General features: G+C 34.8%; 10 protein-coding genes. All 10 read left to right on the forward strand.

What is annotated here, in order from left to right; all coding sequences use genetic code 11:
• Positions 1-20: 20 nt before the first annotated feature.
• Entirely contained in the window at positions 21-2,171 is a 2,151-nt protein-coding gene (locus MHB53_RS22040) for a YIP1 family protein (protein WP_340922463.1), read from the forward strand.
• Positions 2,171-4,495: a DUF5696 domain-containing protein gene (locus MHB53_RS22045; RefSeq protein ID WP_340922465.1), complete on the forward strand. Its 2,325-nt coding sequence runs from the start codon at positions 2,171-2,173 to the stop codon at positions 4,493-4,495. Before MHB53_RS22040 ends, MHB53_RS22045 begins: the two co-directional genes overlap by 1 nt.
• Positions 4,496-5,362 carry a carbohydrate ABC transporter permease gene (locus tag MHB53_RS22050; protein ID WP_340922467.1) on the forward strand — a complete coding sequence of 289 codons (867 nt, stop codon included), beginning with the start codon at positions 4,496-4,498 and terminating at the stop codon, positions 5,360-5,362.
• Between the two features lie 12 nt (positions 5,363-5,374).
• On the forward strand, positions 5,375-6,352 hold the full coding sequence (locus MHB53_RS22055) for a carbohydrate ABC transporter permease (RefSeq protein ID WP_340922469.1): 978 nt from the start codon (positions 5,375-5,377) through the stop codon (positions 6,350-6,352).
• Between the two features lie 369 nt (positions 6,353-6,721).
• Positions 6,722-8,488, forward strand: coding sequence for a sensor histidine kinase (locus MHB53_RS22060; RefSeq protein ID WP_340922471.1), 1,767 nt, complete (start codon positions 6,722-6,724; stop codon positions 8,486-8,488).
• A 1-nt stretch (position 8,489) separates the two neighbouring features.
• Positions 8,490-10,154, forward strand: a complete 1,665-nt coding sequence (locus tag MHB53_RS22065; protein ID WP_340922473.1) for a response regulator — start codon at positions 8,490-8,492, stop codon at positions 10,152-10,154.
• Positions 10,155-10,259: 105 nt separating this feature from the next.
• Positions 10,260-11,924, forward strand: coding sequence for an extracellular solute-binding protein (locus MHB53_RS22070; RefSeq protein WP_340922475.1), 1,665 nt, complete (start codon positions 10,260-10,262; stop codon positions 11,922-11,924).
• A 184-nt stretch (positions 11,925-12,108) separates the two neighbouring features.
• Positions 12,109-12,999 (forward strand): ABC transporter permease, encoded by an 891-nt coding sequence (locus MHB53_RS22075; RefSeq protein WP_340924918.1) that lies wholly within the window; start codon positions 12,109-12,111, stop codon positions 12,997-12,999.
• A 20-nt stretch (positions 13,000-13,019) separates the two neighbouring features.
• Complete coding sequence (locus MHB53_RS22080) at positions 13,020-13,904, forward strand: carbohydrate ABC transporter permease (protein WP_340922476.1); 885 nt, start codon at positions 13,020-13,022, stop codon at positions 13,902-13,904.
• A 53-nt stretch (positions 13,905-13,957) separates the two neighbouring features.
• Positions 13,958-15,808, forward strand: coding sequence for a glycoside hydrolase family 16 protein (locus MHB53_RS22085; protein ID WP_340922478.1), 1,851 nt, complete (start codon positions 13,958-13,960; stop codon positions 15,806-15,808).
• Positions 15,809-15,921: the final 113 nt, after the last annotated feature.

The raw sequence follows: 15,921 nt of genomic DNA on the forward strand, positions 1-15,921 counted from the left end.
AGGGAAACGGAGGGTCATTTATGAACGAAGGGAAAAATTGGCGTTCGCTAGTCGCCATTCTTAGCCTTATAACATTTTTCTTCTCATTTTCGTTAACGGGAAAAGCAGACACGCCTTATGAAACGTTTAGCGTTGATGGTTTCGGAAGAACAATTTTCACACAGCCTGCATATGAACCTATCGGAGTATTTGCTCAAGATATATATGTAGTGGATGAAAAGGGGGAAAAGGTATATTCACCACTAAATAAACCCCAAGATTTATTTGTAGATAATAAAGACGAGGTATATATCGCTGATACTGGTAATGATCGTATCGTTCACCTTGATAAAGAGGGACAACTTGTAAGGGTTCTTTCCATTCCAGAAAGCCCTTTGAAGCAACCATCTGGAGTTTTCGTTACTGGAAATGGAAATATTTACATTGCTGATACAGGTAATAAGCGGGTTGTTCGCTTAAATAAAGATGGCAAAATGCTTCAAGAATTTTCTCGGCCTGAATCGAAATATATCAATGATGCATTCGTCTATGAGCCAATAAATATGACTGTAGACAGACGTGGATTTGTTTACGTAGTATCGCGGGGAACTTTCCAAGGGATTATTCAATTCGACCCAGAGGGAGAATTTTACGGATTTTATGGTACAAACATAACCGAAGTATCATTAATGGATAGAGTTCGTAATCTATTTTATACGGAAGAACAGTTAAAAAGGCAGGTCCGATTATTACCAAGCCCAATCAGAAATATAGATATTGATGAAAACGGCTATATTTACACTGTACAAAGAGATTCGACAGAGCAAATTAAAAAGTTAAACATTCGTGGAGAAAATCAGTGGAAGGAATTTTCCTTTACAAAGGATATAAATGTAGGATTTTTGCGGGAAAATGCCGTCATTAAGGAAGTTGAAGGTGAGGAAAAACCACCCAGCTCCGATCTTACAGACATAACCGTTGATGAAAATGGGATCGTGACGGTTGTAGATAAAGCCAGTGCATTAGTTGCGCAATACAACCAAGATGGGGATTTGCTTTTTTTCTGGGGAGCATTTGGATCCGGTAGTGGCTCACCACAAATGGGAGTAAATAGGAGTCCTGTCGCTTTAGATACAAACTCTGCAAATGAAATATTCATATTAGATGACGCATTAAACTTAGTTCAGGTACTTGTACCAACAGAATTTGGCGGTACTGTCCGAGACGCTTATATTATGACTCAACAAGGTAAATATGAAGAGAGTGAGCAGTACTGGAAAGAAATAGTTAGACAAAATGCGCTATTTACACCGGCATATTCTGGACTAGCTCGAGCGGCTTTCAATCAAGAGGATTTTGAAAAGGCTACAGAATTATATAAGTTTGCTGGCGAGGAGCAAGGGTATTCAGATTCATTTTGGCAAATTCGATTAAATTGGTTCCAGAGTAACTTTGCTTATTTCGCGAATGGTTTTCTTATAATTGGCGCTGCTAGCATCGCTGGAAATCAAATGGTGAGACGAAGAAAAGTTAAAAGTAAATCAGAGAAGAAGAAAAGTAAAAAGCTGACAGATATAAAATTAATTCAACAGTTAAAACATGCTTTTTACATACTTAAACATCCGTTAGATGGTTTTGCAGATATCCGTTTCAGAAATATGGGGGGATATACAAGTGCATTGATCATCTTAGCATTAGTCATATCGATGGTTCTGGGAAGAATTTACTTTACAAGTTTTACTTTTCAACCGGTACCGATAGGAAGTACAAACGTCAACTCTATTATGACAATCGCTTTTGTAGTCTGGGTATCTTGGGTGATATGTCACTACCTAATAGGATCTATCAAGCAAGGTCAAGCACGATTTAAAGATGTGTTTATCGGTAGTGCATATGCACTGTTTCCAGTTGTCCTTTTGGGACTACCATTGGCACTTTTTTCAAATATAATGACATTAAATGAATCTTCAATATATGGATTTTTTGAAATGTTGATGCTTGTTTGGAGTGCTGCCTTGTTTTTCTGGATGGTACAGGCACTACAAAATTATTCAGTCGGTGAAGCGATTGTTAACATTTTACTATCATTATTTTCAATGATTATGCTATGGGTGTTGATTTTTATTGTTCTAGGTCTTTCCTCAGAAACAATTGACTTTGTCTTGACACTTTATAGGGAGGTGACCATGTAATGAAAATGGGAAAAGCGATTTTGATTGTGGCCTTGACCTTACTTTTATTATTATCGGCAATACCAACGTCAAGTAGTACGGCTTTAGCCAATGAAGATCAAGCCGATAAAGAAAATACGGAAGAAACAGCTGAATCAACAGACGTAGAAGAAACTGAAGAAGAAACAAAATCAGAACAGAAAGCTAATACCGAAGTAAAGGCGAATAACTTACCTAAAGATAGTGATTTTCAGACAGTTGCTGAAAACGATAATTTTATCTTAAAAGCTGATCCTAAAACAGGCCATTTCAGCGTATTGAACAAGAAAACGGAGAATGTATTTAGATCTTTTCCTAATCCCGATGCCTGGGATCAAGGGGGAACTTCAGATGCATGGCAATCCCATTTACAATCGCCATTTATGTTTTCATATGTAGAAATGAATGTGCGAAAAGACATGGTTAAAGAATCAAATTTTAATAACCAACAAGGAACAGTTGATTTCAAAAAGATTGATAATGGGTTTCAGATAACATATGACATGCCTAATATTGGCTTTGTTATTCCGATTCAGGTCCAGCTTGGGAAGGACTTTGTGGAAACAAAGGTTTTATCAGAAGGTATTCAAGATGTTAAGGAATATAAAAAAGATGAGAAGGACCCGATGATTCGACTTGTTTCCCTACGATTATTTCCGTTTTTAGGTGCAGATAGTTCCGAGGAGGAAGATGGGTTTTTATTCCTCCCGGATGGTTCCGGTGTGCTAATCGACTTTAAAAAGAATCGGGCAAGCACAACGGACTTCTATAGTGAACGAGTATATGGCGAGGATTTGGCTTTTTCAGCTAATGCTAATTTATCTTCAAGACTCCCAGTAAGAATGCCGATATTCGGTATAAGGTCGGGAGAGCAAGCGATATTGGGGATTATTAATGAAGGAGATGTTTACGCTAACATTGTATCAGCTCCTTCAGAATCATTAAGCCAATATAATTGGGCAACTGCTGAACATTTGTATCGCTTTAAAGTCTTCCAACCTACAAATAAAAAGAAGACAGATGGATATTTTACTTATACAGGTGATATTCAGCGTACAGACCGATCAACTCGTTACTATATGATAGAAAACGATGACGCTGATTATGTGGAAATAGCTGAAAGGTATCGTCAGTATTTAATCGAGGAGCAAGGAATTAAGGTAAAAGATGATAAAAAAGAAAACTTGGATTTACAATTAAGTATTCTTGGTGGTGGGACTAAAAAGGGCTTTTTACTAGATTCTTTCCTATCATTAACAACGATGGAACAAGCAAAACAGATCGTGCAGGAGTTAAATAGTTTAGGTGTTGAAGATATGTCTATCACTTATCAAGGTTGGCAAAAGGGTGGATACGGCAAATTCGGCGGGCATTTCCCGATTTCTAATCACTTAGGTGGTAATGATGAGATGAAGGATTTTGTAGATTTTGCTCACTCAAAACAATTTTCTGTTTATCTTGATGCAAGCTCCTATACGTATAACAATACTGGGAAGGACCACTTCCGAGAAAGTAGAGATGGATTACGTGATTTGTATTCATCTGTAATCAAGTATTTCAGAACAGGTGTTGAGACTGTTTTTGTAAGCCCACTCTTTATGAAGAAGGTCATTTATAATGATCTAAATAAAGTGAATGAATTAGGTGTTGATGGTTATGTATATGGTGATGGCATTGGTTCAACTCTAGTAACGGATTACAATGATCGCTATTTAGCATCGAGGTCTGAGGTAAAGGAAATTCAGCAAGATATCTTTGAAAAAACAAAACAAGAGCTTGGTGATGTGCGTGTAGCATCAGGTAACTTTTATGCTTTAAATAATAGTAGTCATATAGAACAGATGGATAATAATTATTCATACGATTTATTTGTAGATAGAACAGTACCTTTTGCTCAAATTGCCCTTCATGGTTTAGTAAGCTATTCGTTTGAATACGGTAATATGAGCGGAAATGTAAAGGAAGCATTTTTAAAAGGGATTGAATACGGAGGTTCTCCAGCATTTTTAGTTACGTATGAAGAATCAAATAAATTATTGGAATCAAGGTCTATGCGTAGATTTTATAGTACCTATTATAAGGATTGGGAAGCGGAAATTGCTTCACAATATCAACGTTTTAATGAGGCGCTAGCCGATGTACAAGATCAGTTTATTACGGATCACCGTATGTTAGCAAATGAGGTGTTTGAAACAACATATGAAAAGGGAAAACGCATTATCGTTAATTACAATGATTTTCCCTACACTAATGAAGGAATCACCATAGAGGCAGAGGACTTTGTCGTAATTGAAGGAGGGAAATAAATGATAAAAAGGAGGCTAAGTGCTAAAATATCCCGCAATTTGGAGGGGAGCTTGTTTATTGCTCCTTGGTTAATAGGTTTTATGACTTTTCTTGCTTTTCCCCTAGGATTTTCACTGTATATGAGCTTTCATAAAGTGAAAATTCTTCCTAGCGGCATGAAGTACGATTTTAATGGGATCGGTTATTACAGAGAAATCCTCTTTAACAGCTCATCCTTTTATGATGAGTTAATACCGTACTTTCAAGAAGTTGTTATTATGGTACCGATAATCCTGATATTTTCACTGATGATCGCGATTTTGTTAAATCAAAAACTACATGGTCGCTTTCTGTTTCGTGCAATTTTTTTCTTACCCGTTATTTTTACAACCGGTTATTTATTAACTGAATTTGTAAATCAGGGAGAAGGCAGTCTAGGCTTTTTGGAACGTTTTTCTATTGGAACATATCTAGACGCGGTTCTCGGTGACAGCTCATGGGGACAACCAGTTAAAACCTTATTGAATCGTTTTGTCTTAGTTTTATGGTATTCCGGTGTTCAAATCTTGATTTTCTTATCCGGAAGACAAACAATCCCTATTTCCGCCTATGAATCTGCAAGAATAGATGGTGCATCTCCTTGGGAGGTCTTTTGGAAAATAACGTTGCCAGCCATGTCACCTTTTATCTTTTTAAATTTAATTTATACAGTTGTTGACATGTTTACATTCCCGTTTAATCCTATAATCGGCTTAATAGGTACAGGAAATTATGGTTATAGTAGTGCACTTGCCTGGATCTACTTTATCATTATTAGTGTATCGTTGGCGTTAGTCATGCTGATTTATATGAGGATGAATAGAGGTAAGAAGTTATCAAGAGGTTAGGAGGGGTGTTAAATGAATGTTAATATCGAGACAGCAAAAAACAGTAATCGAGCAAAGGGGAAATTCAACTTTCGGAAAGGCGTAAGAAGCGTAAAATATACTGTACTTGGTAAAGAGATTAATGAAGGACTGCTTTTCAAAGTTTTTCTATACACTATATTTATCGCAACTTCTTATATTTATCTAAATCCAATATTAAAAATGATAGTGAATATGCTCATGAGTACGGCAGATCTAATGAATCCTACCGTAACTTGGATTCCTACTAAACTTTATTTGGGTCATATTCTTCGTGCTTGGGAGATGATGAATTATACACAGGCGTTCTCAGTCAGCTTGATCGTTGCTTTGGCTGCATCCGTTTTTCATTGTATATCATGTGGATTTGCAGGATATGCCCTAGCTCGATTAGACTTTCCTTTTAAAAAGCTTGTTTTTGGGTTATTGCTAATGGCGTTTATTATTCCACCACAGGTTATTATTTTACCGACAATCATTGCTTATACAAACTTGGGGTTAAATAATTCATTGCTTACCTTAGTTATCCCTTCTATTTTAGGATTTGGGGTAAAGGGCGCATTATTCGTCATTATCTTTCGTCAATTCTTCCTTACTCAACCGAAGGAATTGGAAGAGGCAGCCAAAATTGACGGTGCAACTGCGATCAAATTTTACCTGAAGGTTATGCTTCCGTTAGCAAAGCCAGCAATATTGGTTGTATTTTTATTCTCTTTTGTGTGGACTTGGAACGACACTTACTATCCACAGATGTTTTTAACAGAGTCAAAATTGCTACCGCTTGCTAGTGAAATGCTACAGTTGGATAGGGTAATTACAAGTTCGGTTGAGACTCAACAAATTTCAAGCTTTGATGCTGGAGCAATTAAAATGGCAGCTAGTTTCTTATCTATTTTACCTCCGTTACTAATCTTTGTATTCTTCCAACGCCATTTCGTAGAAAGCGTAGACCGTACTGGTTTGGTAGAATAATAATGGATGTTTGATAAAGTGCTTAATAGCAGCTGATAATTTTGTTATTGGCTCACTGAAAAAAGGAAGTTCTAGAACCAACGCTAGACCGACTTTTTTCAACTTCCATTAGTAGAGATTACTAATGGAAGTTTCACTAATAGGGGACAGCCAATTGGTGGGATTGATGATGGTGTGGAAATGATGAAAATTTTAACAGGTATTATGAATCTGCAGCGAAAAAACAAGAAGTTGATTTTGAGTGATATCATTTAATTTACAGAGGTTCGAATGACTCTTCATAAGTGGCACCTTTCTTTGGTATAATTGGTTTCGTCTCCAATATTACCATCAGAAAAGGTGTTATTCTTTTTTTATCTAAGAAAGTAGGTGACAACGATAATAAAGCGGGTTAATGTCTTTAATAAATTATTAGTTTATCAAAAAATGATAATAGTTTTTGGAATAATGCTATTATTTTTATATGTTATAAGCTTGGTACTAACTAATTACGGTAAAAAGAACATTGAAGAACAGTATTTGGATTCGGTTTTATCTAAAGTAAGCTTTTATGGAGATTTATTGAATGAACAAATTTTATTTCTAAGCACTCGTCAATTACAACTTTTTTCAGATTCTGATGTAGAGAAATTAAACTTTCTAGGAGATTTAGTAACTGGATATGAGGAAGTAGCTTTGGTAAATGGTATTAAAGAAGAACTATATACGATAAATAATTCGAGTGATTTAGTAATGAATAATGGAATACTTCTAAAATCATATGATCGATCGATATCGATTAATAATGGCTTACACCAAATCAATAGTAATGATTGGGATGTAAGTAACGAAAAAATTAATAAAAATGGAATTAAAAACTTGTATTATATTGAAGATAAAGTTTTTCTTGTTGCGAGAGATAAAAGTGAGGAGATTATTTCATATATTCAGTTATCAGAGGATAAATTACTTGAAATGATTGCCCGTATTACTGAAGGAAAAGAAGATGCAGGTGTGCTTTTGGTCGATCATTCTTCTGGTTATATTAATGCTAATAGCGAAATAAACCAAGGGATATTAAGGGAAATATTATCAGATAGAATTGCTATGAAAAAAACAAACATGGATGCTGTAAATCCTACCAATCGTCGTTCTGGTATTGCTAAAATTAACGAAAGTGAATATCTAATTACTTCTAGTGAAATTTCCTTTTTAGACATGACTTTATATACTTACATTAATAGAAAAGAAATGACTGAAAAGTTATCTAGTTTGAGTTTGGGATTTTTAATTTTAACGATCGTCTCTTTTCTCACTTTTCTTATATTCTCGTGGTCTGTAAACAAAATGATACATAAACCACTTAATAAATTGCTATTATTATTTAAAAATCATCAAGAATCTAGTAAGGGCAACTATATAGATACTAAACATGAAAGTGAGTTTTCTTACTTATATAATAGCTTTAATGAAATGACTGATCGACTAGATCAGTTTATTAAAGATAATTATATGCAAAAATTAGCTATACAGAATTCCGAATTAAAACAGCTTCAATCGCAAATTAATCCACACTTTTTATATAATAGTTTTTATAATATTTATCGCTTAAGTAAAATGAATGATCTTGATCAAGTTTCCATTCTATCCCAAAGGCTAGCAAGCTACTATCAGTTTATTACAAAAGGTGGAAACGATGAAGTAGAGTTTGAAAAAGAATATAGGCATGCTCTAGACTACTGTACTATTCAGAAAATCCGTTTTTCAAATAGAATTAGTTTCCTTGCCCCTGAATTAATTAGTGATATTAAACACATTTTAGTACCACGTTTAATTCTACAACCGGTTATCGAAAATACATTTGAACATGCCTTTGAACACATTGAAGAAGGAATACTCCATATTGGCGTGACATACATAAACAAAAATTTGATCATTACAATAGAAGATAATGGCAATCAGTTAACGGATGCAAGATTATTTGAACTTCAAAATAAATTACAATATCCAGAAAAGGAAATTGAAAAAACGGGAATTTTCAATGTTTGTTCCCGATTGAAATTACGATATGGAGATGAAAGTGGTTTATATGCAAGTAGAAGTAGTTTAGGTGGGTTAAAAATAGAAGTAAAAATAAATAATAAAGAAGGATATTAATATGTATCGATTGCTTATAGTAGACGATGAGCCTTTTATTGTAGATGGGTTAATGCATTTATTTTCTGAAGTAGACATAGAATTGGAGATTTACACGGCTTACACTGTTACAGAGGCGATGAAGCATGTTATGCGAACAAGGATTGATATTGTTATCTCTGATATGAGAATGCCAATAAAAAACGGCTTGCAATTTATCGATGAATTACTAACATTTTGGCCTCAGTGCCGAATCATATTTTTATCAGGTTACGACGATTTTGATTATGTCTATCATGCAATGAAACGAAATATAGACAGTTATATTTTAAAAACCGAGGATGATGAAATTTTAATTGCTGCAGTAAAAAAGTCAATAATGAAGATAGAAGAAAAGAGATCTTATCAAAAACTAATCAAGACGACTGAAAGTAAATTTGCAAAGATGATACCGATTGTAAAAAGGAAGGTATTAGAGGCATTAGCAAAAGGTGAAAGTGTAACGGGCATATTGAAAAGCCCCGTTATCGAGAAGGATGCATTTGACATTGAATTAGATGGAAAGTGGTTTACGATTGCTGGGCGAGTGGAAAGCATTAAAAGCTCCGAAAGTAGTGAGGAAAGATTGCAAAATCTTTACTATATTGAAAGTCTATTTATCAAAGAACTACACCCAAACTTATCAATAGAATTTTTTATGTTTGAACATAGTTTAGCAGTTTGGTTCATACAGCCGAAAAAAGTCAACGGAGTATTCTATAAGGAAGATAAGCCTGAATGGGGAGCAATAAAAGAATATTTAAAAGGATATTTAGAGAATGTACAGGATAATTACTTAAGCCTCTTACAAACGAAGGTGTCTTTTGTTATAGGAGATGAACCAGTTGATTGTCAGGTTGTTAGTCATGCTTTTCATAAAATTTGTGAATCCCTGAAAATAATGTCCTATTACACGAATGAAATGATTATTGTAGATCTAGGGGAGGAAAATCCATTTTTTGAAGATGAAATCGAGACATCCAACTATCATTTTTGGAAGAAGGATTTGCTTATTTTAGAAAGTGCTATTTCTGTAGGCGATCATCATAAATCACTAGAAATAGTTAATAAAATATTTGAAGAACTATTCAACAGTAGTCGCCATTCCAATATTGTAAAAACAGAATTCTTTTATTCCATATCGTTACTTTTATTAGAATTTTTACGTAATAAAGATTTATATCATCATTTAGTTAGAGAGAATGAGAAACTGACCAGTAAGATAATCGATAATTTCCCAATTATTATAGACACCAAAGAGAAAATTGATTATTTTGTAAAAAAAATATGTGAGTACCAAACTACAAAAAGAGAAGAGGGAAAACATAATCTTGTTTCACATGTTAATGAATATATAAAAGAAAATATTTCAGGCGATCTATCGCTTACAACAATAGCTAAATCTGTCTATTTCAATCCATCCTATCTATCCCGATTCTATAAGGAACAGACGGGAATAAATATTTCCGATTATATTAATCAATTAAAAATAGAAATGGCCAAATATTATTTAACTGAAACTGAAATGTTTGTACAAACAATTGCCAGCAAGCTAGGATTTAGTTCGCCCTCTTATTTCACTATGTTCTTTAAAAAGAATATTAATCAATCCCCACAAGATTATCGAGAACAACGGTGGAGAAAGTAAACAAAGTATAAGGAAGTAAATAGACTCTTATTGTAAGCGCTTGCGTGTGAAATTATAATTAATGGTGGGAAGAGGGAATATTCAAAAAAGAAAGTGGGGGTAAAAATGAGAAATAAGTTTGCTTTAATTTTGGTTATTATCTTTATGGTAGTAGGGTCCGTACTAGCTGGATGCAGCAAAAACAGTAGTTCGGATAACCAGGGGGAATCTGGAAAGGTACCTGAACCTGGTGATAAAGATCCATTTGGAAAATATGAAAACACGGTTGTGGTATCACAAGTCTTTGGGCACGGGAAACCTGAAGATCCTAACACCAAGAAGGGTGTTACACCACAGACAAATGGATATGTAAAAAAGCTAAAAGAAATGTTAAATATAGATATACAATATGACTGGACAGTACCTACGGAACAATTTGAACAAAAGTTTTCCTTAACAATTGCTTCGGGTGACTTACCGGATGTTATGACGATTGATATGAAGCAGTTTGAAAAATTTAAGCAACAGGGCGTATTGGCAGATTTGACGGATGCTTATAATGACTATGCATCTCCAGAGATTAAAAGTTATATGGAATTTGATGGAGGAAAAACGTTAGATTTATTTAAACAAGACGGAAAAATATTAGGAATACCTAATTTTGAGGACCCATATATGTCTGCTCAATTTTTATGGCTCAGGAAGGATTGGTTAGATAAATTAGATTTAAAAGAACCAAAGACCTTGGAAGAGTTACAAAATGTTGCTCAAGCGTTTGTGGATCAAGACCCTGATGGAAATGGAAAGAATGATACGTATGGGATCGCACTTAATAAGGAACTAATTTCTTGGGGATTTGATGCACGAGGCCTATTTTATTCCATGGGGGCATATCCAAAATCTTGGGTTAAAGGAGAAAATGGTGACTTGATTCCAGGTGAAACCCAACCTGAGACGAAGGAAGCATTAAAGTTTATGAATGCTTGGTATGCATCAGGAATAATTGATAAAGAATTTGCATTAAAGGACATAGATAAAGCTGTAGAGGATATTGTTGCAGGAAAAGTAGGTATTTCATTCGGTGAATGGTGGTATCCTGGCTACCCACTTAATACTTCTAAAGAACAAGATCCAAACGCTGAATGGATACCATTGGAGCTTCCAACATATAAGGGAGAAGCGAAAGATTCACTTATCCCATCGTTACGACTGGGCTCTGTAGTAGTTGCTACGAAAGACTTTAAACAACCTGAAGCTGTACTAAAAATGATTAATTTCTATCAAGAGATGCAAAAGCCGGAGTATAAGGATGAGATAACAGTAGAGAACGGATATGTCTATAACTGGTATCAACCAAGAATTTATAAGCCGGACGATTTTAGTCAAGCGTATCAAGACGTGAATGAGGCTTTAGAGAAAAAGGCAGAACAAATTGATTCGACTAATTCCACATCAATAAGTATGTTTGAAGCGGCAAAAAAATACTTTGATGGTGATGAATCACAATGGGGATTATATTTTAGCCGTGTTGCCGAAGATGGTGGTTGGGGAATGGTAGAGAAAATTCGCGAGAAGGGAAATGTAATTTTTAATGAATTTGGTGGTGGTACAACCCCGACTATGGTCTCAAAAGGTAGCTCATTAGATAAATTAACAGATGAAACCTTTGTTAAAATAATTATGGGCTCAGAGTCTATTGATAAGTTTGATGATTATACGGAGAGTTGGAGTAAACTAGGTGGTGATAAGATTACAGAAGAAGTGAATGAATGGTATAAAAATAATAAATAGTTTATCCGAAATGCTATAGAAAGGTGCCATTACAACGTTTACTTTTCGATATAATTATGTGCTAATCCAACAAATTGTCTACAATAGTTAAGGGTTAATAGATTATTAATAAAGAGGGAGAAATCTCCCTCTTTATTAGATAAGAACGAAGGTGGGTTTTAAATTGAAAAAGGGTCACTTTTTTATGATTCAGTTCAAAAAAGAATTTCCAATGCATATTATGTTGATCCCAGCTGTTATTTTAACTTTGATCTATGCTTATGGTCCAATGCTTGGAATTGTCATGGCTTTTCAAGACTTTCAACCGTATTTAGGTTTCTTGAATTCTCCATGGGTAGGTTGGGAAAATTTTGAGTATATTTTCAATTTACCAGATTTCGGACAAATTATTTACAATACATTGCTTATAGCTGTGTCAAAAGTAATATTAGGCCTGCTCGTTCCTTTGATATTAGCTTTGTTACTGAACGAAGTAAGAAAGGTATATTTTTCGCGGATCATTCAAACAAGTGTTTTTCTTCCTTACTTTTTATCATGGGCTGTGTTGGGAGGAGTAGTATTTGAGATATTTTCTTTAAATGGTCCGGTCAATGCATTATTAGAGTTTTTTAATATTGAACCAATTATGTTCCTTGGAAGTAACGGCTGGTTTCGGACAATTATTATCAGTTCTGATGTTTGGAAAGGTATGGGCTATAATATGATCATCTTCTTAGCAGCGATAGTGGGTATTAATCCAAGCTTATATGAATCTGCTGATGTGGATGGTGCTACCCGATGGAAGCAAATGTTACATATTACCCTTCCAGGTATACTGCCAATCATCATTTTGTTAGCAACATTAAGTATTGGTGGGATTTTAAGTGCTGGATTTGATCAAATACTAATTTTATATAATCCAACAGTGTATGAAGGCGCAGATGTTATCGATACATTTGTTTATAGGCTGGGCTTATTTGATCAGCAATATGCAGCAGCTGCAGCGGTTGGTCTCTTTAAATCAGTAATATCATTAGGTTTGGTTGGACTTTCATACTTTTTAGCTTTCAAATATACGGATTACCGTATTTTTTGACATAGAATTGGAGCGATATTATGTTTTATAAGGAATCAATGGGGCAAAGGATTTTTAACGTTGCGAACATGATATTTTTAACTGGCGTTACATTGTTAGGGATACTTCCTTTTCTTCATTTATTGGCGGTTTCCCTTAGTTCAAATAGTGCTGCAGTTGCAGGAGAAGTATTTTTTATACCAGTTAAATTTACAACAGTCTCTTATCAATATTTAGCAGAAAATGTGGACTTCTTTATTGCATTGTGGATTACTGTTAAAAGGGTAGTTATCGGCACTGTATTAAATATGTTTTTGGTTATTATTACTGCTTACCCTCTGTCACGGAGCAATAAGCAGTTTCGTGGTAGAACAGTCTATGTATGGTTTTTTGTGATTACCATGTTTTTCGGTGGGGGACTAATACCTACTTATATGGTAGTTAAAGACACAGGGATACTTGATTCGATTTGGGCATTGATCTTACCAGGCGCATTGAATGTTTTTTATATGGTTATGTTATTAAACTTCTTTCGCAATATTCCCAAGGATCTAGAAGAAGCTGCTACTGTAGATGGTGCCGGACACTGGACATTGCTATTTAAAATTTATTTACCGATCTCATTGCCTTCACTGGCTACAATCCTATTATTTACCATTGTCGGACACTGGAATTCTTGGTTTGATGGAATTTTATACATGAATTCACCGGCAAACTATCCTTTACAATCCTACCTATCTACTTTAATAACATCGATTAATGTGCAAGCGATATCATCAGAAGATTTAAGTAGACTCCAAGAAATGGGATCAAAAACATTAAGAACGGCACAAATATTTATGGGGATTTTGCCGGTTTTACTAGTGTATCCATTTTTGCAGAAATACTTTATTAAAGGTATAACACTCGGTAGTGTGAAGGAATAAATGAAAAGCTAAGTGGTTCAACCATAAAAATAAGTAAATAAAGGAGAAAGGCTATGGAAGGGTGCAATGAATTAGAAACTATTAAGCAAATAGAGGTTGTTGATCGCGAGATAGGTATGCCAGTTTCACAAAGTTTAAAAATTCCATTCTCAGGTTGTACGAGGAGAAGGTTTACAGCAAATGCTGTAATAAATAATCATACTAAAAGGAAAATAGACGATGTTATTTGGTCTCTATCGGCTAAGGTTAATGGGATAACAATTGATCAAGAAGGATTATTAGTCATTACACCAGAAGCTAATATGGCTACTTTTAAAGTTGTTGCTAGATATAAAGATAACATGATTATTAGAGGAGAGACTGAAGTGCAGGTGATTAAAACCTCAGGACGAGATATCCCACCGAATCCTTTGGAAAGGGATGGTTGGAAATTATATTTTCATGATGAATTCGATACAGGGATGTTAGATCGCTCTGTTTGGGCTGATCAATATATCAGAAATTGGTCTGATGATATACGTTCTAAAACTAATTACTTTTTTGAAGATGGTGCAATAGTCATTAAAGCTGATACAGATTCACAATCATGGAGCCCGTTTGATCCTAACGAAAACTCGAGTATTACTTCTTTTGAAAAAACATATTTACATCGGTTTGGGTCGAATGTAAATGAATCAAGCCGAATTATTCCAGAGTATGATGGTTTGGCAACGAAGTATGGATATTTTGAAATTCGCGCTAAACTTCCTGATACAGGTGATGGTAGTCATGTTGCCTGGTGGATGATTGGTGTACAAGATGACCAAAACATCAACCCGCATGTTGAAGATCCGACCGTTGTGGATAAGCGCTCATCGAATGAGACGGGAGAAGTAGATATTATTGAAATCGGTTTGGATGAATTAACTTCCTGGAGACCTGTCATGCATCCTAATGATAGTACAAGTCTGGAATATTTGTATGTGCCTGAGACAATATTCCATTTCGATCCAGGCAATGAGTTTCATATATATGGTTTTGAGTGGGATGAAAAAGGGACAAAATACTATATTGATAATCAATTAGCCCAGGTCACAGATCGTACATTTGATTATAGAATGATGACCTTTTTAGGATTATATCCTCAAGGTGGAATGGGGAAGGCTAATAAAATTTTCCCAAAAGAATTTGCAATTGATTATGTTCGAATTTATAAAAAAGATGAGCCTATAAAAGCGAATGATATTATGTTTGATAAGAATAATAGGCCGTACTCTGTTGAAAAACCTACAAATACTACTAGCAAAAATTTCCGATTGACAGCAACCGTATTAGATCAATTTGATAAGCCAATGCAAGATATCCCACTAGAATGGCAGTTTTCAGAAAGTATTTCTGGGGGAAATGCGAAAAGTATTCCAGGAGCTTCTATTGATCGTGAAACAGGAGAAATTTCTATGACTAATCAGATATCCGAAAAAACAGATTTGTTTATTACAGCTAAAGTAAAATCAGACTTGAAAGTGAAGAAGGTTTTTCATATGAAAGTGTCTTCTGCAACATCCAAACCGTTATTTATTCATTTTATGCGCCATAAAAAGCTGATGGAATTAAAGATACCAAAGGGCGCAGAAATTAGTGAAATTATGTTTGAAGCAAGGCTGATTGATCAGTATGGAAAGCAAGTGAATGGTGAGCTATCATGGCAATTGGCGGAAGGAACCACCATAAGGGATTCGACAAATATAAATGGTATATCCATTGACCCTGATAAGGGTATTCTTACATTGACTAGTTCAGCCCGTGGTGGAACGCACTTTTTCGTTCAAGTGAAATCAGCCTACCAGTCTAAAGAGACAAATAAATATAAATTGGACAATACCATTTATGGTCATCAATTAATCAAACTGGTACATGCCACCTGACACTAAACTATTAGTTATTGTAATAGGGAGGAAATCAAAGATCCGTATCGAATTAGAAGAAGGTGTAGACTCTAAGTCTATGTATTATAGAAATAAATCAAAGGAGTGATGGT

This window comes from Bacillus sp. FSL K6-3431, from assembly GCF_038002605.1.
Lineage (GTDB): Bacteria > Bacillota > Bacilli > Bacillales > Bacillaceae_C > Lederbergia.

What these genes read in the sequence shown, in the direction of transcription:
- MHB53_RS22075 (WP_340924918.1), top strand. Translation starts at nt 12,109, where the DNA reads ATGATTCAGTTCAAAAAAGAATTTCCAATGCATATTATGTTGATCCCA.
- MHB53_RS22070 (WP_340922475.1), top strand. Translation starts at nt 10,260, where the DNA reads ATGAGAAATAAGTTTGCTTTAATTTTGGTTATTATCTTTATGGTAGTA.
- MHB53_RS22065 (WP_340922473.1), top strand. Translation starts at nt 8,490, where the DNA reads ATGTATCGATTGCTTATAGTAGACGATGAGCCTTTTATTGTAGATGGG.
- MHB53_RS22085 (WP_340922478.1), top strand. Translation starts at nt 13,958, where the DNA reads ATGGAAGGGTGCAATGAATTAGAAACTATTAAGCAAATAGAGGTTGTT.
- MHB53_RS22055 (WP_340922469.1), top strand. Translation starts at nt 5,375, where the DNA reads ATGAATGTTAATATCGAGACAGCAAAAAACAGTAATCGAGCAAAGGGG.
- MHB53_RS22050 (WP_340922467.1), top strand. Translation starts at nt 4,496, where the DNA reads ATGATAAAAAGGAGGCTAAGTGCTAAAATATCCCGCAATTTGGAGGGG.
- MHB53_RS22040 (WP_340922463.1), top strand. Translation starts at nt 21, where the DNA reads ATGAACGAAGGGAAAAATTGGCGTTCGCTAGTCGCCATTCTTAGCCTT.
- MHB53_RS22080 (WP_340922476.1), top strand. Translation starts at nt 13,020, where the DNA reads ATGTTTTATAAGGAATCAATGGGGCAAAGGATTTTTAACGTTGCGAAC.
- MHB53_RS22045 (WP_340922465.1), top strand. Translation starts at nt 2,171, where the DNA reads ATGAAAATGGGAAAAGCGATTTTGATTGTGGCCTTGACCTTACTTTTA.